The 26444-nt window shown below is 71.7% G+C and carries 23 protein-coding genes and 1 pseudogene; 5 read left to right on the top strand and 19 right to left on the bottom strand.

Annotation, left to right across the window (positions count from 1 at the left end; translation table 11 throughout):
- Window positions 1-5: 5 nt before the first annotated feature.
- The 9 genes from AB0H64_RS23430 to AB0H64_RS23390 all read right to left on the bottom strand — a co-directional run bounded on the left by AB0H64_RS23430 (window position 6) and on the right by AB0H64_RS23390 (window position 5424).
- Window positions 6-452, bottom strand: coding sequence for an HIT family protein (locus AB0H64_RS23430; protein WP_357628000.1), 447 nt, complete (start codon window positions 450-452; stop codon window positions 6-8).
- A 9-nt stretch (window positions 453-461) separates the two neighbouring features.
- Entirely contained in the window at window positions 462-1232 is a 771-nt protein-coding gene (locus AB0H64_RS23425; protein ID WP_357627998.1) for a DUF1838 family protein, read from the bottom strand.
- A gap of 58 nt (window positions 1233-1290) precedes the next feature.
- Complete coding sequence (locus tag AB0H64_RS23420; RefSeq protein WP_357627995.1) at window positions 1291-1719, bottom strand: protease inhibitor I42 family protein; 429 nt, start codon at window positions 1717-1719, stop codon at window positions 1291-1293.
- Entirely contained in the window at window positions 1716-2651 is a 936-nt protein-coding gene (locus AB0H64_RS23415) for a YihY/virulence factor BrkB family protein (RefSeq protein WP_357627993.1), read from the bottom strand. Before AB0H64_RS23415 ends, AB0H64_RS23420 begins: the two co-directional genes overlap by 4 nt.
- Window positions 2648-3490, bottom strand: a complete 843-nt coding sequence (locus AB0H64_RS23410) for a DUF3618 domain-containing protein (RefSeq protein ID WP_357627990.1) — start codon at window positions 3488-3490, stop codon at window positions 2648-2650. Before AB0H64_RS23410 ends, AB0H64_RS23415 begins: the two co-directional genes overlap by 4 nt.
- Window positions 3487-3867, bottom strand: coding sequence for a phage holin family protein (locus tag AB0H64_RS23405; protein ID WP_357627988.1), 381 nt, complete (start codon window positions 3865-3867; stop codon window positions 3487-3489). The genes AB0H64_RS23410 and AB0H64_RS23405 overlap by 4 nt, the downstream gene beginning before the upstream one ends.
- A gap of 142 nt (window positions 3868-4009) precedes the next feature.
- Window positions 4010-4189, bottom strand: a complete 180-nt coding sequence (locus AB0H64_RS23400; protein ID WP_357627985.1) for a hypothetical protein — start codon at window positions 4187-4189, stop codon at window positions 4010-4012.
- Between the two features lie 69 nt (window positions 4190-4258).
- Window positions 4259-4807, bottom strand: coding sequence for a GrpB family protein (locus AB0H64_RS23395; RefSeq protein WP_357627983.1), 549 nt, complete (start codon window positions 4805-4807; stop codon window positions 4259-4261).
- A 35-nt stretch (window positions 4808-4842) separates the two neighbouring features.
- Window positions 4843-5424 carry a TetR/AcrR family transcriptional regulator gene (locus tag AB0H64_RS23390; RefSeq protein ID WP_357627980.1) on the bottom strand — a complete coding sequence of 194 codons (582 nt, stop codon included), beginning with the start codon at window positions 5422-5424 and terminating at the stop codon, window positions 4843-4845.
- 147 nt (window positions 5425-5571) lie between these two features.
- On the opposite strand from AB0H64_RS23390, the gene AB0H64_RS23385 reads away from it, so the two are divergent.
- Entirely contained in the window at window positions 5572-6543 is a 972-nt protein-coding gene (locus AB0H64_RS23385) for an oxidoreductase (protein ID WP_357627977.1), read from the top strand.
- An 83-nt stretch (window positions 6544-6626) separates the two neighbouring features.
- Here the strand turns inward: AB0H64_RS23385 and AB0H64_RS23380 are convergent, their stop codons facing one another.
- From AB0H64_RS23380 to AB0H64_RS23360, 5 genes are all read right to left on the bottom strand, one after another.
- The gene (locus AB0H64_RS23380) at window positions 6627-7616 is read right to left on the bottom strand and encodes a CU044_5270 family protein (RefSeq protein WP_357627976.1); all 990 of its coding nucleotides are present in this window, start codon (window positions 7614-7616) and stop codon (window positions 6627-6629) included.
- Window positions 7613-8179 (bottom strand): RNA polymerase sigma factor, encoded by a 567-nt coding sequence (locus AB0H64_RS23375; RefSeq protein ID WP_357628317.1) that lies wholly within the window; start codon window positions 8177-8179, stop codon window positions 7613-7615. The genes AB0H64_RS23380 and AB0H64_RS23375 overlap by 4 nt, the downstream gene beginning before the upstream one ends.
- A gap of 87 nt (window positions 8180-8266) precedes the next feature.
- On the bottom strand, window positions 8267-9160 hold the full coding sequence (locus AB0H64_RS23370; protein WP_357627973.1) for a hypothetical protein: 894 nt from the start codon (window positions 9158-9160) through the stop codon (window positions 8267-8269).
- Complete coding sequence (locus AB0H64_RS23365) at window positions 9157-11730, bottom strand: DUF6493 family protein (protein ID WP_357627970.1); 2574 nt, start codon at window positions 11728-11730, stop codon at window positions 9157-9159. The genes AB0H64_RS23370 and AB0H64_RS23365 overlap by 4 nt, the downstream gene beginning before the upstream one ends.
- A gap of 173 nt (window positions 11731-11903) precedes the next feature.
- Window positions 11904-13193 carry an amidohydrolase family protein gene (locus AB0H64_RS23360; protein WP_357627967.1) on the bottom strand — a complete coding sequence of 430 codons (1290 nt, stop codon included), beginning with the start codon at window positions 13191-13193 and terminating at the stop codon, window positions 11904-11906.
- Window positions 13194-13381: 188 nt separating this feature from the next.
- Here AB0H64_RS23360 and AB0H64_RS23355 point away from each other — a divergent pair, with 188 nt between their 5' ends.
- Window positions 13382-14281 carry a LysR family transcriptional regulator gene (locus AB0H64_RS23355; RefSeq protein ID WP_357627964.1) on the top strand — a complete coding sequence of 300 codons (900 nt, stop codon included), beginning with the start codon at window positions 13382-13384 and terminating at the stop codon, window positions 14279-14281.
- Between the two features lie 151 nt (window positions 14282-14432).
- On the opposite strand, the gene AB0H64_RS23350 is transcribed toward AB0H64_RS23355, so the two are convergent.
- From AB0H64_RS23350 to AB0H64_RS23335, 4 genes and pseudogenes are all read right to left on the bottom strand, one after another.
- Window positions 14433-15314 (bottom strand): GNAT family N-acetyltransferase, encoded by an 882-nt coding sequence (locus AB0H64_RS23350; protein WP_357627961.1) that lies wholly within the window; start codon window positions 15312-15314, stop codon window positions 14433-14435.
- A 421-nt stretch (window positions 15315-15735) separates the two neighbouring features.
- Window positions 15736-16674: a diacylglycerol kinase family protein gene (locus tag AB0H64_RS23345; protein ID WP_357627959.1), complete on the bottom strand. Its 939-nt coding sequence runs from the start codon at window positions 16672-16674 to the stop codon at window positions 15736-15738.
- 101 nt (window positions 16675-16775) lie between these two features.
- Window positions 16776-19430 carry an immune inhibitor A domain-containing protein gene (locus tag AB0H64_RS23340; protein WP_357627956.1) on the bottom strand — a complete coding sequence of 885 codons (2655 nt, stop codon included), beginning with the start codon at window positions 19428-19430 and terminating at the stop codon, window positions 16776-16778.
- Between the two features lie 251 nt (window positions 19431-19681).
- Window positions 19682-20455 (bottom strand): annotated as a pseudogene (locus AB0H64_RS23335) (cbb3-type cytochrome c oxidase subunit I); the annotation flags it as partial.
- Window positions 20456-20644: 189 nt separating this feature from the next.
- On the opposite strand from AB0H64_RS23335, the gene AB0H64_RS23330 reads away from it, so the two are divergent.
- Complete coding sequence (locus AB0H64_RS23330) at window positions 20645-21853, top strand: aminotransferase class I/II-fold pyridoxal phosphate-dependent enzyme (protein WP_357627954.1); 1209 nt, start codon at window positions 20645-20647, stop codon at window positions 21851-21853.
- Window positions 21854-21880: 27 nt separating this feature from the next.
- Here the strand turns inward: AB0H64_RS23330 and AB0H64_RS23325 are convergent, their stop codons facing one another.
- Window positions 21881-22456, bottom strand: coding sequence for a hypothetical protein (locus AB0H64_RS23325; protein WP_357627951.1), 576 nt, complete (start codon window positions 22454-22456; stop codon window positions 21881-21883).
- A gap of 52 nt (window positions 22457-22508) precedes the next feature.
- Here AB0H64_RS23325 and AB0H64_RS23320 point away from each other — a divergent pair, with 52 nt between their 5' ends.
- Together AB0H64_RS23320 and AB0H64_RS23315 are read left to right on the top strand one after the other, a co-directional pair.
- Complete coding sequence (locus AB0H64_RS23320) at window positions 22509-23870, top strand: FAD-linked oxidase C-terminal domain-containing protein (protein WP_357627948.1); 1362 nt, start codon at window positions 22509-22511, stop codon at window positions 23868-23870.
- 182 nt (window positions 23871-24052) lie between these two features.
- A complete protein-coding gene (locus AB0H64_RS23315) occupies window positions 24053-26383 on the top strand; it encodes a protein kinase (protein ID WP_357627945.1) in 2331 nt (776 codons plus the stop codon).
- Window positions 26384-26444: the final 61 nt, after the last annotated feature.

Below are 26444 nucleotides of genomic sequence, written 5' to 3'. Positions count from 1 at the left end.
CGAGCCTACTCGGCGGACCCCCAGGGGCCGCCCTGAGCCTGGGCGAGCGCCTTGGCGACGGCGTCGGCGTACGAGCGGGCCTCCTCGTCGGAGTCGTACCTGGTGCGCGGCCAGAAGAAGCCGCGCAGGCCGTCCTTGCGGTTGCGCGGCACCACGTGGACGTGCAGGTGGGGGACGCTCTGGCTGACGTGGTTGTTCATCGCGACGAACGTGCCGGCGGCGTCCATGGCCTCCTCCACGGCGCGGGCCACGGCCTGGACCCGCTCGAAGAACGGCCCCACGTCGGGCAGCGGCAGGTCGGCGAGCGTCTCGGCGTGCCGCCGGGGCACCACGAGCACGTGGCCCTTGAACAGGGGCCTGGCGTCGAGAAAGGAGACGGCCACCTCGTCGGCGCGCACGACGAACGCGGGCCGCTCCCCCGCGACGATCTCGCAGAACAGGTCGGTGCTCACCGGCCGACCCTACCCGCCGGCCGCCTCGGCGGTCCCGGCCGCGTCCCGCCGGCCCCGCATGTGGTCGCGGAAGTCGGTCCAGCTCGTCATGTTCGGCGCCGACCACGCCTGCGGGGCGTGCAGGAAGCGCTCCCCGGCGAAGCCGGCCAGCCGCTCGGGCACCTCGGTGACCTTGCCGCCCCGGCAGTGGTAGACGAGCGCCCCCTCGCGCTGCCCCATCGCCATCCACGGCAGCCACGGCGACACCCGGCACCAGGAGAACACGCAGGGCACGTCCGCCACGCCCGAGTCCAGGTCGGCGGCGCGGGCGAAGAACTGGAACAGCTCCATCGCCCGGTACGTGTCGCCCGCCGAGTGCTCGGGGAAGTCGGCGACCGGGAGCGGCGACGGGTAGGCCAGGCGCACGTCCACGTGGTAGACGACCTGGTCACCGACGCGGGTGAACGGCACCGCGCGGTCGCCGAGCGGCTGGTTGACGGGGTCGTTGAAGACGTGCCGCACCTCGACGCTCTCGCCGGTGAACGGGTTGTCCCAGGTGGACAGGGCGTCCCGGGTGACCGGGTCGAGGTAGGCGGCGGCCTCGCGGGTCAGCAGCCGCCAGCCGGCGTCGCCGCGTTCGGCGCGTGCCACGTTGAGGCCCTCGAAGCCGAACAGGTGGTGAGGGCCGTCGTCGCGCCGCCAGCCGTACACGTCGCCGGTCCACCAGGAGATCGTCTCGGCGCCGTCCGCGGCGGCGCGCACGCGTACGAAGTCCCTGCCGTAGTCGCTGCCGTTGTCCATGTCCGCAGCCTCCCCGACCCGCGCCTCCGGATCAAGGACACGGGCGCCCCCGGACGGGTCAGCGAGGCGTGACGGTGAGGTCGAAGACCGCCTCGCCGGAGCGCAGGCGGCTCTCCTCGGTGGGGGGCGACGTCGCGCCGCCGCAGCGCCAGCAGTCGTACAGCCTGACGCTCGTCGTGCCGGGCCGCTTGGTGTTGAAGACGAAGTAGGCGGTGCCCGAGGAGCCGTCGCGCCGGAGCTCCTTGCTGATGTACGAGGCGACCTGGGCGTCGGGCACCGCCTCCAGGGTCCAGCTGTCACCCGCCGCCGGGTCGTCGGGCACCGCCAGCGAGAACCGCTGCCCCGAATGCAGCTCCACCGGGACGGTCGCGCCCTTGGCGCCCTTGACGATCACGCCGAGGTCGCTGACCGCCGCGCCGCCGCCGCACCCCGCGACCACGGCGGCGGTCAGCACCACGAGCAGGGTTGTGGCCGGCCGACGCTTCACTCAGGCAGCGTATCGGGCTCCGGCTCGTCCCGGGGCTCGGCGTACGGCTCCCGCTCCACGGGGCTGCCCTCGGCGATGGCGCGCTCCCTGATCAGCTCGGCGTCGAGCTCGGCGCCGAACAGGAGCGCCATGTTCGACAGCCACAGCCAGATGAGGAACACCACGACCGCCGCGAGCGTGCCGTACGTCTTGTTGTAGGAGCCGAAGTGGCTCGCGTACAGCCCGAACCCGGCCGAGACGATCACCCAGAGGACGACCGCGAGCAGCCCTCCGGGGCTGATCCAGCGCACACCCGGCTGGCGCACGTTGGGGGCCGCCCAGTAGAGCACCATGATGAGGCCGGCCGCGATCAGGGCGAGGACCGGCCACTTGACGATGTTCCAGGTGGTCACGACCGCTCCGCCCAGGCCCAGCGCGCGCCCCGCCAGGTCGGCGAACCGGCCGGTGAGGGTCACCGCTATCGCCCCGACCGCGAGCAGCACGGTCACCAGGACGGTGAGGCCGATCCGCAGCGGGGTGGTCTTCCAGAACGGCCGGCCCTCCTCGATGTCGTAGATCGCGTTGCAGGCGCGGATGAAGGCCGCGATGTAGCCGGAGGCCGACCACAGGGCCACGGCCAGGCCGACGAGGGCGAACACGCTCGCCGACCCGACCCGCTGGACGCCCGCCACGCCCTGCGTGAGCAGGTCGCGCACCTCGGCGGGCGCCACCACGGCCAGGTGGCCCACGATCACCGCTGTGTCGTCGCGGCCGAGCAGGCCGAACAACGACACCAGCACGATCATCGCCGGGAAGATCGACAGCACGGCGTAGTAGGTGAGCCCGGCGGCGAGGTCCTGGACGTTGTCGTCCTTGAACTCGATGAACGTGCGCTTCAGCACGCTCCACCAGGCTCTGCGCGGGAAGTCGGTGGGACGTTCGGGAGCGCTCACCTGTGCCGGTTACGCCTCATGACGCGGCGCAGCACGAACACGGCGACGGCGCCCGCCGCGACCACCAGCAGCGCGGGCCGCTTGCGGGCCTGCGTGGTGACCTTGTCGGCCGCGTCCTTCACCTGGTCGGGCGTGACCTCGCGGACCTTGGTCGTGACCGTCCCCGCGACCTCGCCGGCCTTTCCCGTGACCTCACCGGCCTTGGCCGTGACCGTCCCCGCCATCTCACTGGCCTTGCCGGTGACCGTCCCCGCCACCTCACTGGCCTTGCCGGTGACCGTCCCCGCCACCTCACTGGCCTTGCCGGTGACCGTCCCCGCCACCTCGCCCGCCTTGGCCTTGACGGTCTCGGCCGCGTCACCGGCGCGGTGCTTCACGTCCGCCTTGTGCGCCAGCTCGGCCACGGTGTGGCCCAGCTGCCCGCGGGTCTCCTCGATGCGCTTGCGCACTCGTCCCTCCTCGTCGTCGTCCTCGCCGTCCCGGCCGTCCCGGCCGCGACGTGTCGTCGTCGTCTCACGCGCCTGGCCTGAGCTCGCGCCCGTACCCGTACCGGAGGCGTGCCTGGCTTCCGGTGTCACCTGCTGCGGGCCCTGGGAACGGGCCTCCCCCTCGCGGCCCTCGACGGCGTCCGTGCGCTCGTCACGCACCACCGGCTCGGGGTCGAACGTCTCGTGCTCCGCCCGGTCCTCCTCGGCCTTGAGGGCGTTCTCCGCCGCGCCCGCCCGGGTCTGGGGCACGTTGATCGACTCCTCGTCGGTCGGCATGCCCACGGTCGTCCTGTGGGCGCCGACGTCCCCGGCGTGCTGCCCGCTGCTGTATCCGGGATCCGTCTCGCTCATCGCCGCACCTTCTCCTTGACCACGTCGATGTCGGCCTTCACGCTCTCGATGGTTTCGCTCGGCATCGGAGGCTTGGCCCGTTCCACCTGCTTCTTGCCGACCAGCCCCACCACGGCCGCGACGACGAACAGCGCGCCCGCCACCACCGCGGTGGCCGCCCACGCGGGCATGACCAGCGCCAGGAGCAGCGCGACGGCGGCGACCAGCGCGGCGCCGCCGAAGAACGCGAGCATCCCCGCCGCACCGAACAGGCCCGCGCCGAACCCGGCGTGCCTGCCCTTCTCGGTCAGCTCCAGGCGCGCCAGCCGCAGCTCGTCCTTGACGAGCCGGGTGACCTGCTCGGACAGATCATTGACCAGTTTGTGGGTCTCGTTCACGTTCTCGCCTCCTCTGACGAGAATGGCGCCTACCCACCGGATCGCCCTTCTATCACGGGCGTTCGGCCGCGTCCCGGAGCGCGGCACGGCGCATCGCGGGGCCGCGGCCGCGTGACGGCGGCCCCGTCGGCCCCTGGGCCCCTCAGCGCCTGGCGGCGGCCTTCAGGAGGTGGCCGATGACGGAGACGATCGGCGACTTGACCGGCGCCTCGGGGACGTCACACCAGTCGGCCGGGCGCTCCGGCTTGCTCCACGGGGACGGGAGCTCGCACGAGGGAGCCTGCGGCTTGGGCCGCTCACACCACGATCCGGGAGGGTTCATACGTTCACTGTACAACCGGCTCCCGATCAGGGGGTAAGCAGTTGCTTACGGCCAGGCGTCTGCTCACGGCTAGGCGCCGCTGGGGCCGGGGAGCCAGCCGGTGCGCTGAGCCCAGGCGTCGGCCCGGCGGACGATCTCCCACACGAACGCGTCCTTCGCCTCGACGTAGCCCGTCCGGTCGTCACGGAACTCCGCCGCACACCGCCTCTTCACCTCCGCGTACGCGGCGGCCGCCTCCGGATGGCACCGCAGATGGTCGCGGAACAGCAGCGGGAGCTGCTCGGAGAAGCTGCCCAGCAGCCGCACGTGCACGTGGGTGCGGCGCGAGCCCGGCGGCTCCCGGAAGTAGCGCTTGGTCCGCTCGGGGTTGTCCGCCCGGAACACGAAGCCGAGCTCCTCCTCCAGCGGCGCCCGGTACGCGTCCAGCGGCTCGAACGAGCGTACCGAGACCTGGATGTCGATCACCGGTTTGGCCGCGAGCCCTGGCACCGAGGTGGAGCCGATGTGGTCGATCCGCGCCGCCACGTCGCCCAGCGCCCCTCGCAGGCGGGGGCCCAGCCGGGCGAACTCCTCCGGCCACGCCGGGTCGTACTCCGCGATCACCACCGGCTCCCCCATGTCGCCGATCTTGCCACGGCGCCCGGCGGACGGCCTCATCCGGGGGCCGGCCCGGCGACGTCAGGCGGCACGAAGGCACCGGCGAGGGAGGCGGCGAGCGCGACCCGCGCGGCCTGGTCGGCGGTCGCCTCGTCCACCGGGTCGCCGGTGACGAGCAGGCTCAGGTAGATCGGCGCGGCGAGGGTCTTGAGGAGCTCGGCCGGATCGGTGCCCACAGGCAGCTCGCCCCGCTCGACGGCACGCGTCACCACCGGCTCGGCCCTGGTGAGCCGGTCGCGGAAGACATGCCCCCCGGCGGCGGCGATCTCCGGCAGGCGCGCCGCCCCCGTGAACATCGCGGCCAGGACGGCCCGCCCGGTCGGGCTGGTGTACGACTGGACGAGCGAGCGGGCCAGCGCCCGCAGGTCGTCCTCGACCGTCCCGGTGTCGGGGACGGGGACGTCCACCGCCATGTGCTCTGCGAGGGCGTCGACGAGCAGGCTCTCGCGGTCCTTCCAGCGCCGGTACACCGTCGTCTTGTGGACTCCGGCCCGCTGGGCGACGCCTTCGACGGTCAGCGCGGCATACCCCTTCTCCACGAGCTCGGCGAGCGTGGCGGCGTGGACCGCCTCACGCACCTTGACACCGCGGCCGACCGGCCGGGCAGTAGGGCGGGAAGCCTCCATTGCAACTCCAGGTTGCGATACGGGTCGACGACGGGCAGGATGAATCTATCGCAACTTCGAGTTGCGATATCCGGTCCCCCGATCCCTGAGGTGGCAGTCATGCGTACCCCTCCCCCGTGGACCTTCGACGACATGGCCGACCAGTCCGGCCGGGTGGCGGTGGTGACCGGCGCGAACAGCGGCATCGGCTACGTCACGGCCCGCGAGCTGGCCCGCCGTGGCGCCCATGTCGTCCTCGCCTGCCGCGATCCCGGACGCGGCAGCACCGCCCTCGCCCGCATGCGAGACGAGGTGCCGGGCGCGCGTCTGGAGCTGCGCCGCGTGGACCTGTCCAGCCTGGCCTCCGTCCGGGAGTTCGCCTCCGGCTGGGATCTTGACCGGCTCGACCTGCTGGTCAACAACGCCGGCGTGGCGATGGTGCCGTTCGCCCTGACCGAGGACGGATTCGAGTCGCAGTTCGGCGTCAACCACCTGGGAACCTTCGCCCTGACCGGGCTGCTTCTGCCCCATCTGCTCGCCGCGCCCGACCCGCGCGTCGTCACGGTCAGCAGCGAGGGGCAGCGCTTCGCCCGCTTCGACCTCGGCAACCTCAACGCCGAGCGCCGCTACCGCACGGCGTTCGCGTATGTGCAGTCGAAGCGGGCGAACCTCTTCTTCGCGATGGAGTTGCAGCGCCGAGCCGACGCCGCCGGGACGGCGCTCCGCAGCATGGCCGTGGCTCCGGGACTGACCCGCACCAACGTGCTCACCGGCGGCGCCAACCGCGCCAGGGGGAGGCTGTACGCGACCCTGACGGGCCTGCTCGTGCGCGCGGCCTTCCGCCCCACGCCGGAAGGCGCCAAGACCTCCCTGTACGCGGCCACCGTCCCCGACCTGCCCGGAGGGCGGTACATCGTCCCCGACGGGTTCCTGCAACTGCGCGGCGAGCCCACGCACCGCCCCCGCGAGCGCGCCATCCGCGACGTCGTCACGGCCGGGCGGCTGTGGCGGCTGTCCGAACGCCTCACCGGCGTCACCTACCGGCTGCCCGACCCGTCAGACACCGCGGTTCCGCTGCCCGGGACGCCCTGACGTCCCACGCACCGAGCCGAGCTGGTCACGGACGACGCCGGCCTCTGGCAGGTGACGTCGGTCATGAACGAGGCGTTCGACGGTTACGGCTTCTGTCCGGCCTGGTCGACGACGCCCACGGCGGTCCGGGTGACCGTCCGCCAGAGCGTGCCCTTCTCGATGGTCCACTCCACGCGAGAGGACTTCGGAACGGCCGTGCCGTTCTTGAAGCTGACCTGCTCAATCCGCTCCTCGTGGTCCGTGACCGCGCTCTCGCGCCTGCCTCGGTAGGCGTAGGTCTGCGGATCCAGCAGGATCTCGACGTTGCGCCAGCCATCGGCGACGCGGGAGACGGACAGCGCCGCCCGGCCCTCGACGTCCACCGCCGACTCGTTCACCGTCACTCCGGGGAGTTCGGCCATCGCCTGGAAGATGGCCGCCTCCTGGGCGGGCGGGACGATGTTCTGGCTCAGGGTCACGCCGAACCGCTCGAAAATCCACTGGTCCTGGTCCCCGCCTTTCATGGCGGGGACCTTGCGGAACCTGGCCAGCAGCTCGTCAGGATCGGTGGGCAGCGCGGCCACCATGGCGTAGGTGTTCTCCAGTGTCCGGCCCCCGGGGTCGGAGGTCACCAGCTTGCCGTCCACCTTGGAGGCGACCCGCTTGCCGTCGGCTCGGATCCAGAACTCGTCGACCCAACTCGTCAACGGCGTCCGCGGGGTGAACTGCCCGGCCTTGATTCCCTCTTTGTAGCTGCTCTGTATGCGCGCCTCGGAGTAGACCCACTGATCGTCCCGGGGCGGCGTGAAGTCCTTCTTCTGTACTGTCGCCGCGATCCTGGTGAGCACCACCTGCGCGTTGGCGGCGGGGAGCGTCGGCTCTCCGCTTCCCACGGCCTGGATCACGGTCACTCCTGTCGCGATCACCACCGCCGAGGCGGCCACGGCCAGCGCCCGCGCCGCCCACCTGGGCCTGGGTCTGGGGCGGGGCCCGGCGGCTCGCGCCAGGAGCGCGGCCCTGGCCGCCGACCGCGCGGCGGAAGAGGGCGGCTCCGGCCGGCCCCAGGCCTCGCGCAGCGTCTCCATGTCGTTCATGATCCGTCCCCTCCCAGTGCGGCCTGGATCCTCTTGCGGGCCCTGTGCAGCCGTGAGCGGGCCGTCCCCGCCGGAATGCCGAGCGCGCTGCCCGCCTCCTCCGAGGTCAGCTGGGCCCAGGCGACCAGCAGCAGCACGTCCCTGTCCCGGGCGGCGATCTCGGCCAGGGCGTGGGCGAGCCGGGGCCTGTGCGCGACCGCGTCGACCGCTCCCGCGACCCGGTCGGCGTGGTCCTCCGCCGGCTTGTCGGTGCCCGCCTTGGCCAGCGCGCGGTACTGGCGCACCTCGGCCCGGCGGTGCCGGGCGATGAGGTTGGAGGCTATGCCGTACAGCCAGGGCCGCGCGTCGGCGCGTGAGACGTCGTAGCGGGTGCGCTTGTCGAAGGCGATCAGGAACGTCTCCGCGGCCACGTCGTCGGCCAGACCGCCGCCCAGCCTGCGCTCGGCGTAGCCGTGGATCTCGGGGTGGTAGCGGTCGAAAATGGCGGCGAAGCGCTCGGGATCCCGCCAGGAATGTTCGATGATCACGGCGTCCCCGGCCTGTGCGGGTAACGCCCGTGGCATCGCGGTCACCTCTCGATCCTTGGATTCACATCTCTCCTTCACCGATCGAGAGGCGACTGTTCACGCTCACGAGATCGTCGCGCGGCCTCAGAAGCCGATCAGCTCTGGCCCCCCGGTGACGCGCCGCAACATGCCGGGCAGAACGGCCCGCAGCCGGGCCGTCATCTCGGGCGGCAGGTCGAGACGCACCTCATACGCTGTCTCGGTCTCCAGCGCGTCGGCGGCCTCGGGGGTCAGCTCCAGCCGGAGCACCTCGCCGTCCAGCATGATGGAGCGCACGCCCTCGCCGGTGCCACGCATGCCTCCGCGCGACACCCAGAGGGCATTCCAGCTGCACCCCACCAGGAGGCTCTCCGGCTCGTCCGCCTGCTCGGTCAGGTGGACGTATTGCGCGTCGGGCTCCTGGTGATGCTCGAAGACGCGGGCGGTCATGGCCGTGGCCGGGCGGTAGGCCAGCTCGCCGGTGATCGGCGGAGGCGGCGGGGGCGGCGGCTCGTGGTCGCCGCGGTGGTGGCGCCAGTGATCGTGGCGGTCGTCGTACGCTGCGGGCAGCGCGATGGGCGCGGCGGTGGGCAGCGCGGCGAGCAACCACGCGGGCGGCTCCTCGCGAGGGAACAGGGTCAGCTCCCCCAGCGCCGCCGGCGGCGGCACGTCCTCGAACGGCGGCGCGGAGGAGTCGACGCGGCCGGTGTAACCCCTGCTGCCGGGCGTGAACTCCAGCTCGCAGGCGAACCAGGTGCCGGCGTCTGCTCGGTAGGACAGCTCGCGCAGGCGCTGGAACTGCTCGTCGACGCCTTCGGCGGCGATCTCGCGGCCGTCGCGGGTCACGGTGGTCAGCGTGTGCGCGCCGACCTGGGCACGGCGGACGGTGAGCCGTGACCAGCCAGGCGCGGTGGCGGCTCGGGCCAGGTCGCCGATCGTCATCCGCGTGCTGTGACCCTCATCGGGCCGGGCGGGCCAGGTGTAACGCTCGGACGTCATGATGTTCCTTCCTGACCGGGGCCGCCGGTGAGCCGGTCGTGCAGCCGGCGGACCTCGCGGAGCAGCCCGCTGCTCCCCTTGCGGGCGGCCATGTCGCGTACCTCGGGGATCTCGCCGCGCGCGCCGCACCACTCGGCGGCCAGGACGGCGAGCCTGACGAACTCGGCCAGGCCGTTGTGCGAGCGCCCGCCGGGAGGCGGCAGCAGCACGGGCAGCGCCGCGGCGGCCATCCGCCACACGTGCGCGTGGGCGCCCCACCTGGCCGCGGCGTCGAGCGCGGCGACCATGTCGACCATCCTGACCTCGCCGCTCGCCACGAGGAGCCCGGCCTGGCGGCCGATCTCGGAGGCGGGCAGCTCGTCCCGGGCGGCGGCCTCCAGCAGGACGTCGACCGACTCGGGCATCCGCGGGTCGCCCAGAACGCGGGCGAGCACCACCGCGCACGCCGCACCGGCCGGCCCGTCGGCCCGGACGAGAGCACGGGCCTGCTCGGGCCCGATGGAGGGCCCGCCCCAGTGGCGCCGGAGCACGTACGGCATGAAGTGAGCGGCGGCGACCTCGCGGTGCGAAGGCAGGGTGGAGTCCCACCAGTCGCTGTGCTGCGCCTCGGCGCAGTGGCGGGGGACGCCGAGCATCAGGTCCACCAGCGGCAGGCCGGTGGGCTCCAGGGTGGCCTCCGGCACCAGGCGCGCGGTGTGGTGATGCCCGCGGTCGTGCCAGTCGTGGTCGTCGCCGTGGCTGCCGCAGGTCCACCCCAGCTTGATCTCGACCTCCGGGCAGGTCCACGCGGCGACGATCCGGCCCGCGGCGGAGGTCAGGCGAGCCGCCCGCTCCGCCGCCCCGGGCTCAGGAGTGCGCGGCAGCCGCAGCAGCGCCTGCTGGAGGTCGGCGGCCAGCGGCTTGGCCCCGGCCGCCTCGACGACCTCCAGCCGCCGGACCAGCTCCGCCGCCGCCACGTGTCCCGTGCTGTGCGTGGGCGTGGCGAGCAGCAGCGGCGGGAGGGTGTCCTCCTCGACCGCCCGGAGGATCTCGGCCAGGCGGTGCAGCAGGAGCCGGTGCGGCGCGGGCAGACGGGTCTTCGGCATGAAGCGCCGCCAGGCGTCCCGGACGGGCGCGGTCGCGGTGAGGGCGTGTTCCGCGCCCTGGAGCCACTCCTCGGCTCGCTCCCAGCTCTCCCCGTGGTACGCCCCCGTATACGCGCCGATCATCCGTGGCCGTAGCGCCGCCTCCATGCCCGCCCGGTCACGGACCGCGAGCGTGACGAACCCGGCCAGCAGCCGCTCCCACGCCTGCCACGAGTACCACCCCTCCGCTCTCGACCGGACGAACTCCTCGACAGTGTCGATTGGGGGTTCGACGCCACGGACGCGTTCGGGCGGGTCGGGCAGCGGCGGTACGAGCGAGGGCTCGGGCTCGGCCACCGCGCCTCCCCCGAAGACCAGGGCCGCCCGGCGGCCGAGCTCGGGCGCGAGCAGCTCGATCGCCTCCCGTACGGTGGCGCGCCCCTCCTCACTCATGCCCTCCGCGTGGGCGAGGGCCAGCCCGACGGCCGTCTCCTGAAGCTCGACGGAGTCGGCCCCGAATGCGCGGGCCAGCGGCGCGGCCACCATCTCGGCCAGCGCGGGCGTGTGCCGGACGGAGCGGTCCAGCCATGACAGCCCGGCGCGCACCAGCTTGCGCTCGGGCCGGAACAGCAGTGAGTCCCACGCCTCGGCGAGATCGTCGGCGTCGAGGTCGTCGCAGGCGCGCAGGCGCTTCATGGCCAGCTCGGCGACCGGACCGGGTGACGCGGGCAGCAGGCGCAGATAGTCGCGGGCACGGGAGGCCGCCTCGGTGGGGGAAGGGTTCAGCGCCTCGTGCAGGTGGACGAAGAACCGCAGGTCTCGTGCTGTGCCACCGAGCAGGAAGCGGCGCACGCAGCCTTCGATCAGCGCCTCGCGCTTCACCCGCCCCGCCTCGGCCAGCTCCGTCAGAGCGCCGAGCCAGCCCTCTTCGGGGTCTTTCTCCCACTGGAGCGCCCGCCCCACGCCCTGGGCCTCGAACAGCCGCGGGAGAAGGTGGTCGAGCAGCGGGTCGTCGCCCAGTCGCGACGGCCCGCGCTCCACCCAGCCGGCCACCAGCGGGTCGTGCGGCGGCGGCTCGACGCCGGTCTCGCGGAGCAGGGCCAGGGCGAGCGCCATGCCGCGGTCGTCGGGGACGCGCATGCGCAGCACCAGCCGCTCGGCCAGGTCGGCACGCCAGGCGGCGGGCCGGTCCGCGATCACCGCGAGGACGAGGTCCACGTCGTTGTCAGGGCCGGCCCACTGCGGCGCGAAGTCGCGCCGGTACAACCAGGACGCCACGGCCGCCGCGCCGCCGAAGGTGGCGGCGCCCGCCACCCGCAGCACGGGCGCGTAGTCGACCAGGCCGTCGTCCCACTGGTCGAACCAGCCCCGCAGCTCCTTGCGCAGTGCCGGTAATCGGGCCGCGACGTCCGTGCGGGCCGCGCCGTCCAGTGCCTTGACTCTCTCGGCGAGCCGGTCGGCGTGCCGCTTCTCGATCAGCTTCCTGATCTCGTCCCAATGATCCATGGCGGGGACGGTAACCAGCCGCACCGACACTTCCGGCCGCCTCCACGTTCTCCCGCCGCATCAGGGGATGTCCCGCTGCCGTGTCGTGTCAGCGGCACGACATAGCGCGGTGTTCTTGTCTTCACCCGATGCGAGTACAGAAGATCACGATGCCCGCGACGCGGGACCCGCGTTCAGGGGGCCTTCCTCGGGCCGAAGTTGGACCAGCGTTCGCGCACGGCTGCCACGACCTTGGCGACCTGGGCGTCGAAAGCGTCAAGCTGCTCAGTTTCGGCAGCGCTCGCGACGAAGGCGCGTCGATCGCAGGCTGTGCCCGCGCGCCATATCCGCTCGATCGCGCGTGTTGCTGTGATGTCCGTCAACGGGTTACCGGACACGAGGACCAGGTCCGCGCGCTGCCCGGCCGCCACGCGTCCTCGGTCGGCGAGTCCGAACACTCGTGCCGGTTCGGTTGTGGCAGCGGCCAGGGCCTGCGCCGGGCTGATGCCGCACCGGACAAGGAGTTCCAGTTCCCGGTGCAGGCTTGCTCCGAACACGGTCCCTGGGTTCGGGGCGTCGGTGCCCGCCAGCAGAGTGACCCCCGCATCGGCCAGTCGCCGCACGTTGTCCTCGGCCTGCGAGTAGGGCGGCATTTCCCGGCCACGCCATCCCGAGGCACCCGAGGTCAACCGACGTGCCCAGGCGTCCCCGAGCGCCTCAGCGAGCCGCGGGTCCCCTACCACTGCTGCCCCACCCGGTTCACCGAGGGTGTTCTCGACGGTGGCCAGCGTCGGACCGACCGCGATTCCGGCCTCGGCCATGCGCTCGACCAGGGCCTTGTCCAGCTCAGCGTCCGCGGGGACGTGGGCTACCACGTCGACACCGGCGGACACGACCTCCTCGACACCGGCCGTCGAGCTCACGTGAGCGACGACGACCAGGCCGCGGGCGTGCGCGGCAGTGACCAGTGCCTTGATGGTTTCGGAGTCCAGCGACGGCCAGAGCCCCCCGGCGCCGGAGAAGATCTTCAGATAGTCCGAGCCCTCCGCGATCCGTTCCGCGACGAACTGCTCGGCCTGGTCAGCGGTGGTCAACGTCGGGAACGGGGCGTACATCATCGACGGGTGCCCGCCGGGCGCGGTGGCACCGACACCCGAGGAACGCACATCGGCCACGTCCGGACGGGAGCCGGCCTGCTCCTTGGCCCCGGCCACCAGGTCGGGTTTGCTGAACATGTCGAGAACGGTGGTAACGCCGAAGGTCAACGATTGCGCGAGGGAGCCGGGAACGAGATGCACGTGCGCGTCGATCAGACCGGGAAGCACAGTCCCGCCACCCGCGTCGATCACTTCGTCGCCTTCTTGGGCGGCCGAGGCGGCCGAGCACTTGGTGATCAGGCCGTCAGCGAACCGGACCGAAGTCCAGTTCTGCGACTTCGTCCCGTCGAATACCTTCGCGTTCACGATCGTTGTTGCTGCGGCCATGACGTCCTCCCCCAAGAGATCCTGAACAACCTGGACAGAAGAGGTTCTCCCAACGTGAGGGTCGTCCCCCGGAGGTCCTCGACCTCGCACGCTCTATTCCAGCCGGTCTCACCAAAGCCGATCAACGACCAACCCGGCCATGGAACAATCACCAAGAGGAATCGATCGAGGCGAGAAGGGCAGTGGCGATGGAGGTCCGGCAGCTGCGCTATTTCGTCACCGTCGCCGAGTGTGAACACTTCGGCCGGGCCGCAGAGGCCTTGCACATCGTTCAATCTGCGGTAAGCAAGCAGGTCGCGCGGCTGGAACGCGAACTCGGACTGACCTTGTTCGACCGGTCCCACCGTCGGGCCCGGCTCACCCTGGACGGCCAGGCATTCCTGGTCCACGCGCGCCGCGCGCTACGCGGCATCGACCGTGCCGCCGCTGCGGCCGTCGACATCGCCGCCGGTAACACCGGTTTACTGCGCATCGGCAGCAGCGTCGTATTCAGCCCTCGTATCGAAGCTGCTCTTGCCGCTGTCCGCGACGCCCACCCCGGCATCACTCTCGAGGTGACAAGCTCCTCCTCAACGACCGGTCAGCTCGCCGCCCTCGTCGCCAACGACCTCGATGCCGCGTTCGTGGCGGCGCCACCGGACACCCCGGGCGTGCGGGTTCATCACCTCTGGGACGAGCCGCTACTCCTGGCCGTCCCCGCCGCATACGCCCGCACCGCCAGCAACCTCGCCACGCTCGCCGAGCTCCCCCTGGCCCGATCCGCCCGGGCAGACAACCCTGGCAGCTACGACCTGATCACGGCCGCCTGCCAAGCGGCCGGGTTCACTCCCCGCGTGGGGCCGACTTTGACCCGAGTCCAAGACCTCCTTGCCGGACCTGTTGCCTCCGGAGGGTGCTGGGCCCTGCTCCCCGCCGGCGTCGTCTCGCAAGACTCCACCGCCGTCGCCCTCATCCAGCCCGATCCACCGATCCGCGTCCCCGCCGCACTCGCACTACCCGACCCCCCACGCCGAGCCTCCGCGCTGAGCCTGCTCACCGCCGCACAGACCAGCACAGCAAGCAAGCAGGCGCCAACGAACAGTAGTTGACTCTGCAACTACCGTTCGTGGTCGCCAGCAGATAGGCCAACTCCCCGATGAGCGGGCCACCTGCTCAGACTCAGTGACGCCGACATTCGCCAGCATGCCTTATCCGAACACCTGAACGACGTCGGGATTCACCGGGAAAGGACGCTCGCCGCTAGAGATCCAGTTGGAGTGTCACCTTCTTGTGGGTCGGCGCGTAGCCGAGCGCGTCATTGACAGCGCGCATGGGGCGGTTGCTGTCGGCGGTGTCGGTCAGCAGACCACCGAGGTGTGGGTAGCGCTCGCGGGCCTGCCGGATGGCCTCGGCCTTCATCCAGCGGGCCAGGCCGTGCCCGCGGTGGTCAGGCAGCACACCGGTGCCGTAGTGCTGGGCGTCACCCTTGCCATCCCCTGGGACGACCAGCTCGGTGAAGCCGACGATCGACCCGTCCGACTCGGTGACGGCGGCCACGGTGTGCAGCAGCTCGCCTCGGTTCGCGACGGCCTGCGCCGCCTGCCGTACGCGGTCGACGTCCCCATGCACGCTCCCGTAGTCGGTGTCGTCCATCGGCATGTCGTCCATGGCGTGGTGGGCCACGGCGAACGTCTCGGCCAGCTCGTCGGGCACGATCCCGTCCCAGGTGATCAGCCGGTACCCGGGATGCGCGCTCCCCACGATCTCCCGAAGGCCGGCGAGGTGGGCCTGCGCCAGCGGCAGCCGCGCGAAGGTCAGGGTCAGCACCTTGCGGAAGGCGCGTGCCGACAGGAAGGCTTCGCCCGGCGAGCCGGGCTCCAGGTGGGCGATGACGGAGCGCCGGCCCTCGTCGCGGGCTGCGGCCAGCGCGGCCGTCAGCAGGAGAGAACCGACGCCGGTACGACGCTCGGCCGGGTGAACGTGGAGATCGAGCTCGGCCAGATGGTCCTGGCCCGCCCTGGTGAACAGGCGAAGAAAGGCCGATCCGACGGGAACGCCGGTGGACCGGGCGGCCAGCCAGGCGAGACGCCGGCTGGACGGGCTGAGCTGGGGGTCAATCAGAGAGGTGACGCGAACGGACACGATGTCTCCGGCTTGAGGGGAAGTGGCTGATGGCAGAGCTGCGGGTACGCCACTGAAAGGTCCTGCGCATCTGCTGCACACCTCCTCCAAGAACGGCCTCGACATCCGACGCGGTCCGGCAACTGTATCGGGGGTGATCATCACGCACCAGATCGGCCTTGCATCGCACGGCAGGGGACATCCCCACTTCTGCTCCATAGGCGAACCAGAGATCACTGACGAGAACGGAAGACCGCGCCTGGCTCTCACCGTCACAGCTCGCCCACGCTCGGGGGTCCGGGGGCAGGGAGGTCCCGGCCAGGGGTGCGGGGGCAGCTCGGCTCCCCCGCTGTCACAGCTCGAGTCCCGTCGCGCGAAGCGCGCCCCGGGTGAGGACCTTGCCGTGAGGCTCTGGGGCCCTGAGGTCCTGTGGGCGGGGTGGTCAGCGGTCCTCGAAGGAGGCGGGGACCATGACGCGGACGCCGTTGGGGACGACGCGGAGGCGGATCGGGGTGCGCAGCCGTACCTCGCCGTCCACGTCCGCCGCCATCGGCGGGTCGGTCTCCAGCAGCATCTCGCGGCCCAACACGAAGGGGCCGCCGGCGAGGCTGCGCCAGCGGCCCGTCGTGGCGCGGGCCAGTGTCTCGCCGAGCAGCCGCAGCTTCTTGCCGGACCCGAGCTGGTACGCCACGAGCATGCCGTTGTCGATGCTGATGTCCTTGGCGACCTGCCAGCCGCCGTGGAAGCGGCCGTTGGCGATGTTGAGCTGGTGGGTGAGCAGCTCGTGCCGCTGGTCGTCGACCGTGATGTAGGCCCGGAACGGGCGGTGCCCCGGCAGGACCGTGAGGGCGGTGAGCGGGTAGGCGGGGCGGCCGAGGAGGCGCTTGAGCCACGGCTTGACCTTGCCGGCCACCTCGACCGACACCCCGAAGCTGGCCAGGTTGGCGAACGGCCGGTCGTCGGCCATGCCCAGGTCGATGTCGGCGACCTTGCCCGTGTCGAACACCCGGATCGCGCCCTGCAGGTCGAGCGGCAGGCCGAGGCTGCGGGCGAAGTTGTTGGTGGTGCCGAGCGGCAGTACGCCGAGGGCGACGTCGCGGTGGGCGACGTGGCGGACGGCGGAGGAGAGCGTGCCGTCGCCGCCGCCCACGATGAGCAGGTCGGGGCGGGTGGCGAGCGCGGTGTCGAGCAGTTCGCGCAGCCGCTTGGGGTTGTAGACGCCGATCTCGGCCAGCGGCTCGAACCCGAGGTCGTGGAGCTGCTCGATCACCTCGACGTAGTGGCGCCGGCCACGGCGCGAGCGAGTGTTGATCACCACCGCCACGCGACGGTCCTTGCGGATCGCCTCGGTGTGCTCGGCCTTGGTGCGCAGTTCGCTCATGGTGTCCAATCGTAGGGCCGCCGGTCGCCCCGGCGGCCCTACAGATCAGGCCCTGAAGATCAGGTCCTCCAGATCAGGCTCTCCAGAGAACAGGGCGAGATTCACTTCTTGGGCGGGATCACCTGGACGATGGCGCCCAGGTTGCCCGGCAGCGGGGAGACCAGCTTGAACTGGACGCCCAGGGCCTTGCCCTCGTCGCCGGGATTGCCGGTGCCGAGCTTGTGGCCGTTGCCGAGGTCCGTGCCGTACAGCTCGGTGGCGGGGGTGCCGTCGAGGTGCACGACGCGGGTGCTGTACTGCTGGTCGTCCTTGGACGGCACCACCGTGGAGGCGTCGAAGTCGCGGTAGTACAGGCTGCCGTCCTGCACCTCGAAGCCCGGGTACCAGGTCTTGGCGTCGGTGAAGTTCGGCACGCCCTTCAGCGCGGGGACGTCCGTGCAGTACTCGCTGAACGGCTCGCCCGCGGCCTCCAGGCACTCCTTGAACGGGTACGTCTTGCCGAAGGAGAAGGCGGCGTTGGACGACTGCGAGCGGCCCTCCATGTTCTTGTGCCGGGTCGGGTCCTTGGCGGCCGCCGTGCCGGTGCGGCGCAGCGGGTCGTAGTGGGAGTCGACCACGAGGAGGCTGCCCTTGGAGCCGATGCTCGGCGACAGCTCCAGGTTGTTGGCGATCGAGTTGTTGGTGAAGGTGGAGTCGCGGTACCAGATCAGCAGGCCGGGCGCGTTGTACTTGACCTTCTGGACCTTCCACGCGCCCTCACGCGAGTACGTGCTGTCATAGGCGAACTGCAGGCCCTTGTCGAACCCGTCGAAGTTGCGCCACTCGGCGAGGTAGAAGCGGGAGACCTCGCGGGAGCCGTTGTTGATGGTCCAGCCCTGGCCGCTGGTGTTGGTGAAGGTGCCGCCGGTGGCCTTCCACCCGTTGTCGCCGTTCTCGACGTCGTCGCTCCACACGGCGGTGCCGCCGTTGGTGAGCTGGAAGTCGTCGGCGTGCCAGCCGCGCGGGGTGAAGGCCGCGTCGCTGTTGTACGTCAGGCGGAGCTTGACGCTCTTCCCGGCGAACGGCGTCAGGTTGACGTAGTCGTGCCGCCAGCCGTTGGTGTTGCCGGTGAGGCCGTACTTCTTGTTGCCGAACGTCTTGAGGTTCTTGTTCGGGTCCGGGTAGCCGTCGGGGGTGGTGACCTCGTTGCCCGCCTCGTCGTAGACCTTCTGCTGCGTCCAGGTCTGGCCGCCGTCGGTGGACACCTCGACGAAGCCGAAGTCCCAGTCTTCCTCGATCTCGTAGTTGTTCCACATCCAGAAGCGGACGTCGGTGCCGGCGGGGACGGGCACGTCACGGGTGAGGTGGACGTTGGCCCATTCCTGGTCCATGCCGGACCACCACGCGTTGGCGCCGCTGTGCGGGTCGATCATCTTCAGCGGCGTGGAGGCGAGGTTGACGCGGACGCCGTCCTGGGTGAGCTTCGGCGTGCGCGACGACTGGCCGACGGTCACGAGCTTGGCGGCGTCGCCCGGCTCGAACACCTTCGGGTTGGCCCAGCCGAGCACCCACTTGTCCCAGAGGCCCATGTGGGTGGGCATCGACTGGAAGATCGGCCCGGAGTGGGAGCCGCTGGACATGAGGTCCCAGAAGTCCACGGCCGAGCTGGCGGCGCCGCTGGTGTCGTACAGGTCGGGCAGGCCGAGGTCGTGGCCGTACTCGTGGGCGAAGACGCCGACGCCGGAGTCCTCGGGCTGCACGATGTAGTTGGAGATCTTCTTGTCGGTGCCGGGGACCTGGTAGCCGCCGGCGACCGCGCTGGAGTGCGCCCAGATGGCGTAGGTGCCCTCGGCGCCGCCGTCGGAGGACTTGTCCTTGCCGGCGTGGACGAGCACGAGGTGGTCGATCACGCCGTCGGGCTCGGCGTAGTCGCCGTCGCCGTCGGCGTCGGAGACGTCCTCGACGTCGTAGTCGGCCCAGGGGAAGTTCGGCTGGGTCTGCGAGAGGACGTTGACTGCGTCGATGGCGAGCTGGCCCGCCCCGGTCGGGTTGTCGGGGTGGCCGGACATGTCCTGGGGCGCGCCGCCGCAGGCCGCCGCGCCGTACCACGCCTCGGAGTGCGGCGCCTTGATCCAGCCGACGGCGGAGCCGGTGACGGAGTAGGCGCCCTTGGACATCTCCTCGTACATCTTCTTCATCGTGAAGCCGGAGATGTCGATGCCGGGCTTGCCGTCGCGTGGGTCCTTCAGGTCGGGGCGGACGCGCTCGGTGATGCCCTTGTCGGTGTAGAGCATCTGGTTGAAGTGCTCGGTGCTGAAGTCCTTGACCCAGAACGAGTTGTTGTCCTGGTGCGGCAGCGTGGCCGGGTCCGGGATCTTGTTGTGCAGCGGGCCGTTCTTCAGGGTGCCGGGCGGCTCGACGACGCAGTCGTCGGGGGCGCTGTCCGGGGTGGCCAGCCGGTTGAAGCCGGAGAAGTCGTCGTTGGCGTTCTCGTTGAACTCGACGAGCAGCGTGAGAAGCTTGGCGGTCTTTGACTGCTTCGCGTTCTTGAAGATGAATTCAGCGGGGTTTCGGCCCGTCTTGATGGCCTGCTGCTCGCGGGCGGCGAGGACGCGGGCGGCGGCGGGATTGCCCTCGATGTACTTCCGGTCGGCCTTCTGCGCCGGGGACTGGGCGCGGGCGCGCCTGCTGTTCGGGGACGGCGGGTCGCCCGGCTCGGGCTCGTCGCGCGGCGGCGCGTAGTTGATGTAGTAGTCGGCCGCGGTCGGCTCGTACACGGCCGCCGACGCTGTGGCCTGGGAGGTTGCCGCGGGGACTGTGAGTGCGGCAGCGAGCAGGGCCGCCGCCGGCATGGCTGTTAACAGGCGCTTCGTGCTGGGCACCAGGAACCCTCTCTGCCCGGGATCGCCGGGCGCATGGCCTTGGGGTATGCAATGCCGGACGTTAGAGGGTGAGTAAAGCGGACGTAAAGAGCGTTGTTGAAATGTGATGTATTTAGGACAATTCAGAATAAGGGTCCGTGACCGCCCTAGTCCTGCTCCCCCTGGGGAGCCTTGTGCGGGTAGTGCAGGTCGAAGGCGGGACGTTCGGACCGGACGGGCGGCATGAAGGTGAAGTTGTGCCGCGGCGGCGGGCACGAGGTGGCCCATTCGAGGGAGTTGCCGAAGCCCCACGGGTCGTCCACGGTGACGCGCGGCGCGGTGCGGGCGGTCCTCCAGACGTTGTAGAGGAACGGCAGCGTGGACAGCCCCAGCACGAAGGCGCCCACCGACGAGATCATGTTGAGGTCGGTGAAGCCGTCGAGCGGGCTGTAGTCGGCGTAGCGGCGCGGGAAGCCCGCCACGCCCAGCCAGTGCTGGATGAGGAAGGTCGTGTGGAAGCCGATCACGAACATCATCGGCGTCGCGAAGCTCAGGTGCCCCCGCCACATGGTGCCGATCCAGTTGAAGAACTTCACGCCCGTCGGCACGGCGATGAGGAAGGTAATGAACGAGAAGAACGGCAGCAGCACCTGGCCGGTGGGGAACATGTGGTGCGCCCACACGGTCATCGACAGGCCCGCGATGGCGATCGTGGCCCCCACCAGCCCCACGTAGCCGAAGAGCGGCTTGCGGCTGAAGACGGGGATGACCTCGGTGACGATGCCGAAGAACGGCAGCGCGATGATGTAGACCTCGGGATGGCCGGAGAACCAGAACAGGTGCTGCCAGATCATGGGGCCGCCGTTCGCCCCGTCGAACACGCGCGTGCCGAGCTTGCGGTCCGACTCCAGCACGAGCAGGGCGGCGGCCAGCACCGGGAACGTGGTGCCCTGCCTTGCCGGTCCCCCGGTGCCCCCGATGCCTCTCCATTGCACGCCACCGATCGCTCCGCGTGAAGCCGTTCGCGCTGATTCGGCACGGGCGGGCCGTCCACATGCCGAAACCGATTCCTGCTCCCCGAAGCGCGTCTTCTATCCTTCGTATCCGACCCATCCGGAGGAGAAGATCTCGTGAACGCTCAGCGCGACTACGCCGAACTCGTCCAGCGTGGCCTCTCGCTCGACCTCACCCGCGGCAAGCCGTCCCCGCGCCAGCTGGATCTCTCCAACGACATGCTCCGCCTGCCGACGTCCTACCGCGCGGCCGACGGGACCGACGGCCGCAACTACGGCGGCCTCCAGGGCCTGCCCGAGCTGCGCGAGCTGTTCGCGCCGCTGATCCAGGTGCCCGCCGGCCAGCTCGTCGTCGGGGGCAACTCCAGCCTGGCCCTGATGCACGACACGGTCGCGTTCGCGCTGCTCGACGCGGTGCCGGGCGCCCCGCGCCGGTGGGTGGAGGAGCCGAAGGTCACGTTCCTGTGCCCCGTGCCCGGATACGACCGGCACTTCACGATCACCGAGCGGTTCGGGATCACGATGGTGCCCGTCCCGATGAACGCCGACGGCCCCGACATGGACGTGGTCGAGCGCCTGGTGGCCACCGACGCGAGCGTCAAGGGCATGTGGTGCGTGCCGAAGTACAGCAACCCGTCCGGCGCCACCTACAGCGACGAGACGGTGCGCCGGCTGGCCGCCATGCCGGCCGCCGCGCCCGACTTCCGGATCTTCTGGGACAACGCGTACGCGGTGCACCACCTCACCGACGCCCCGGCGGAGCTGGCCGACCTGCTGGCGCTGGCCGCCGAGCACGGCAACGCCGACCGGGTGTTCGTCTACGCCTCCACCTCCAAGGTGACGCTGGCGGGCAGCGGCGTGTCGTTCTTCGGCTCCTCCCCGGCGAACGTCGAGTGGTTCCTGCGCAACACCGGCAAGCAGTCCATCGGCCCCGACAAGCTCAACCAGCTGCGTCACGTGGAGTTCCTGCGCGACGCCGAGGGCGTGGCCGCGCACATGCGGCGCCACGCCGAGCTGGTGTGGCCGAAGTTCGAGCTGGTCGACCGGGTGCTGACCAAGGAGCTGGGCGGCCTGGCCACCTGGACCAGCCCGACCGGCGGCTACTTCGTCAGCCTGGAGGTGCCGCACGCCGCCGAGGTGGTGGCCAGGGCCAAGGCGGCGGGCATCGCGCTCACCCCGGCCGGCTCCACCCACCCGTACGGCAAGGACCCCGACGACCGCGTGATCCGCATCGCGCCCACCTTCCCGGGGCTCGACGAGCTGGAGCAGGCCATCACCGGCCTCGCGGTGTGCGCGCGACTCGTCGCCGACGAGCACGGCGCCTGACCGCCGGGTCCGCCCGGCCGGCGGGCTTCAGGCGCGACCGCCGCGCCTGAAGCCGAAGATGTAGTCGCGGGTCTCGCTCGGGTGCACCGAGACGCCGACGCCGGGCTCGAAGACCACGTTGTCGCGGGAGCAGTAACGCAGGCGCTCCCACACCTGGAGCGCCTGCTCGCGGGCGGGCGCCTCGGCCTCGTCCCGCCTGCGGGCCCCGTACGAGCCGAGCACCTGGAGCAGGCCGAACCCCCAGAACAGGCCGGTCAGGCAGAACGGGGCGAGCAGCACCTCACCCCAGTTCGAGTCCTTGCCCATCGCGATCACCAGCGACACCACCAGGTGCACGAGCGCGGCCACGCCGAGCAGGATGTAGCCCTGGTTGCGCACCCAGGGCGCGTACTGGCGGCTGGGGAACGACATCCACACCGCGAGCTGCGTACGGCTCATCAGGTGCTTCGTGGCGCCCAGCGACACGGCGGCCGGCAGGTCGGCGATCTCGCGCTCCCCGGGAAGGCGGACGCGCCCGATCCGGTACGTGGTCCCCGCCGCCACCGCTCCCGGGACTGCGATGACCTGGTCAACCTGGGAGCACACCGGACACGTCACTTCCACCCGGGCAGTCTGGCCTCAAGCCTCGATCCACGCAAACCGTAAGGTTCGTCATGTGAGACCCATAGACGCCTTGGTGCGCGCGCTGCCCGCCGGCCGAGTCGTGACCGATCCCGACGTGGCCGACTCCTACGCCCGCGACCGCACGTTCGTCGAGCCCGGCAAGCCCGTCGGCGTGGTGCTCGCCGCCTCTCGCGACGACGTCGTCGCGACGCTGCGCTGGGCCTCCGAGCACCGCGTCCCGGTCGTCCCGCGCGGCGCCGGCTCGGGCCTCGCCGGGGCGGCCACGGCCACCGAGGGCGCGCTCGTCCTGTCGCTGGCGCGCATGACGGCCATCGGGGAGCTGTCCCCCGCCGACGAGATCGCCGTCGTGGAGCCCGGCGTGATCACCGCCGACCTGGACAGGGCGGCCCGGGAGCACGGGCTCATGTACGCGCCGGACCCGTCGTCGTACGAGATCTCCACGATCGGCGGGAACCTGGCGACCAACGCGGGCGGGCTGCGCTGCGTCAAGTACGGCGTGACGCGCGACTCCGCGCTGGGCCTGGAGGTGGTGCTGGCCGACGGCCGCATCCTCGACACCGGCCGCCGCACGATGAAGGGCGTCACGGGCTACGACCTGACCGGGCTGTTCGTCGGCTCGGAGGGCACGCTCGGCGTCATCACCTCGGCCACGGTACGGCTGCGCCGCGCGCCCGCGGCCCCGCCGGCGACGTTCGCCGCGGAGTTCGGGTCGCTGCGCGAGGCGGGCGCGGCCGTGTCGGCCATCATGGCGGCCGGTTGCCAGCCGTCCCTGATGGAGCTGCTGGACCGGGCGACGCTGGAGGCGATCGACGACTGGCGCCACATCGGCCTGGAGCCCGGCGTGAACGCCATGCTCATCGGCCAGTCGGACGCCTCCGACGGCCAGGCCGCCGTCGAGCGGATGGAGCGGCTGTGCGTGGAGAACGGGGCGTCGTTCGTGGCCGTCTCCTCCAGCCCGCAGGAGACCGAGGAGCTGATCGGCGTGCGCCGCATGGCCTACGAGGCCAAGGAGCGGCTCGGGGCGTGCCTGGTGGAGGACGTGTGCGTGCCCCGCTCGGTGCTGCCCGAGATGATCGGCGCGATCGAGGCGGCCGCGGCCCGGCACGACGTGCGGATCTGCACGGTCGCGCACGCCGGCGACGGCAACCTGCACCCGGTGTTCATCTTCGAGCACGGCCTGGCCGAGCCGCCGGCCAGCGTGTGGGCGGCGGCCGACGAGGTCTTCACCCGGGCGCTGGAGCTCGGCGGCACGCTCACCGGCGAGCACGGGGTCGGCCTGCTCAAGCGCCGGTGGCTGGCGCTGGAGGCGGGGCCGGTCGCGCGGGAGGTGCAGCACGGCATCAAGGCGGTGTTCGACCCGCTGGGCATCCTCAACCCGGGCAAGGCGATCTGAGCCGTTCAGCCGGTTTTCGGGCATGGCGACGGGCGTGGTCCTGGCCACAATCCGTACACAAACGCTGACATGAGCCGACAAATCATGAAAGAAATGGCAAGGCCGGGCCACGCACCAAGCACCACGCTGGTAGCGTTCTGCCCCAGTTGTTGATAAATCATGCGTGGTCATGGGGGTTCAACGTGGATCAGTACCAGCCGTTGGCGGCGGACGACCCGCGACGGCTGGGGGCCTACGACCTCCTGGGCCGTCTCGGCGAGGGAGGCCAGGGAGTCGTCTATCTCGGCCGTAGCGACTCCGGCGAGCAGGTGGCGGTCAAGCTGCTGCACCACGCGGCGGTCGCCGACCCCGACGCCCGCACCCGCTTCCTGCGGGAGGTGGCCGTGGCCCAGCGGGTCGCCCGGTTCTGCACCGCGCCCGTGCTCCACGCCGACCTGGAGGGCAGCCGGCCGTACATCGTCAGCGAGTTCGTGCCCGGGCCGTCGCTGCGTGAGCTCGTCATCAACGAGGGGCCGCGCCGGGGGGCCGCCCTGGAGCGGCTGGCGATCAGCACCGCGACCGCGCTGGCGGCCATCCACCGGGCCGGCATCCTGCACCGCGACCTCAAGCCGGCCAACGTGCTCATGGGCCCCGAGGGCCCGGTCGTGATCGACTTCGGCATCGCGCGGGCGCTCGACTCGCCGGGCGCGACGGCCACCGGCATGGCCATGGGCACGCCGTCGTACCTCGCGCCGGAGCAGCTCAGCGGCGCCCCGGTGTCGGAGGCCGCGGACGTGTTCGCGTGGGGCGTCACCATGGTGTACGCCGCGACGGGCACGCCGGCGTTCGGCTCCGACTCCATCCCCGTGGTGATGAACCGCATCCTGCACGAGGAGCCGCAGCTCGGCGGGATGGAAGGGACGCTCGGCGAGCTGGTGGCCCTGTGCCTGTCCAAGGACCCGGCGCTGCGGCCGAGCGCGGACGAGCTGATCGTGCGGCTCACCGGGCAGCCGGCGCCCAGGGCTGCGGTCGAGCCGGTCACGGGCGGCCAGGCCGTTCCTGGAGGCCAGGCCGTTCCCGGCGGGCCTCAGGCCGCGGGCCCGCACCAGACGGGCGCCCAGCTCCCCCACGTGCCGCAGCAGCCCGCGGGCCCGCACCCCGGTGCTCCCCAGCAGGGCGTCCCCCAGCAGGGCGTCCCCCAGGCGGGTGGTCCTCAGCCCGGCGGTCCCCAGCCCGGTGGTCAGCACCCCGGCGCGCCGTACCCCGCCGGATCCCAGCAGCCGGGTGCGCAGCATCCCGGCATGCCGCAGGCGGCGTCGGGCGGTCAGCCCGGCGCGGGCGGCGGCTACCCCTCGGCGCCCGGCGGAGGCCCCCAGGGTGCCTGGCCGGGCCGGGAGGCGGCCCCCTTCGGCCACCCCGGCACCCAGCACCCGGCAGGCGGCCACCCCGGCGTCCAGCACCCCGGAGGCGCACACCCCGGCGCCCAGGGGCCGCACGGCGGCGGGAACGGCCCAGGCGGGCCCACGCGCCGGCAGGGCGGTCCCGCCGGCCCCACCGGTCCGGGCAGGCAGAGCGGACCGGACGGTCAGGGCGGTCCGGCGGCCAAGCAGCGCCGCACCCTGACGTTCGCCCTCTCGGGCGCGGCCGCGGCGGCGCTCCTGGTCGTGGCCGGCGCGGTCGTCGTCCAGGCGAACGCCGACAAGCCCACCGAGGTCGTCGCCGTGGGCAACCGCTCGCAGGCGACGCCCACCGACGGCTCGGGCGGCGACCAGCCCGTGGAGCCGCCGGCGGAGGTGATCACCCCTGAGACGGGCCTGCCGACGGACGGCACGGTCCCGCCGCCGGACCTGGACGAGACGAAGCCGACGGAGACCGGGGCGGCGCAGAAGCAGCCGAGCCCGCTCCAGCCGCTCCCCACCCAGGTCCAGATCCCGGCCACGGTCGCGCCTCCGCAGCACACGAAGGAGACCCCGGCGGACAAGGAATCCGAGCCCGCCACGAAGCCGACGAAGACCAAGAAGCAGCCGGACAACATGGTGGACCCGTCCACGGCGCCCACGGGCGGCCCGGACACCGGCACGGTCGAGCCGCCTCCGGCGCAGTCCACGGCCAAGCCGACCGCGAAGCCCACGGCCAGGCCCACCGTCGCGCCGACGGTCAAGCCGACGGTCAAGCCGACCCCGAAGCCGACGGCCGCCCCGCTCAAGCCGAACCCGTTCACGCCGGCGCAGGTCTGCGGCACGGGCTACAAGGTGATCGACAGTCACGCCCTGGGCGGCAGCGCGACCGTCTACCTGCTCTACAACACGGGCGCGGGCAAGAACTGCGTGGTCACCATGTCCAAGCTCGTGTATCCGGGCAAGGTCGCGATGAACGCCGTCCTCCAGGTGAAGGGCGGGTCCAGCGGCTCGAACCCCGGCAGCTTCACCGCGTACGCGGGGCCGGTGCGCCTGGGCGCCAAGAAGCAGTGCGTCATCTGGGGCGGTTCCTGGAAGACGGTGAGCTGGAAGTCCGGCTGGAGCCACTGCGGCTGACGGCCCACCCCCCAGCGGCAGATGACGGAAGGCCCGCCCGCGACGGTCGTCGCGGGCGGGC

Origin of the sequence: Nonomuraea sp. NPDC050733 (assembly GCF_040654215.1) — a bacterium.
Lineage (GTDB): Bacteria > Actinomycetota > Actinomycetes > Streptosporangiales > Streptosporangiaceae > Nonomuraea.
The sequence above is the reverse complement of the archived record's forward strand: the minus strand, read 5'-3'. Positions and strand labels throughout refer to the sequence as shown.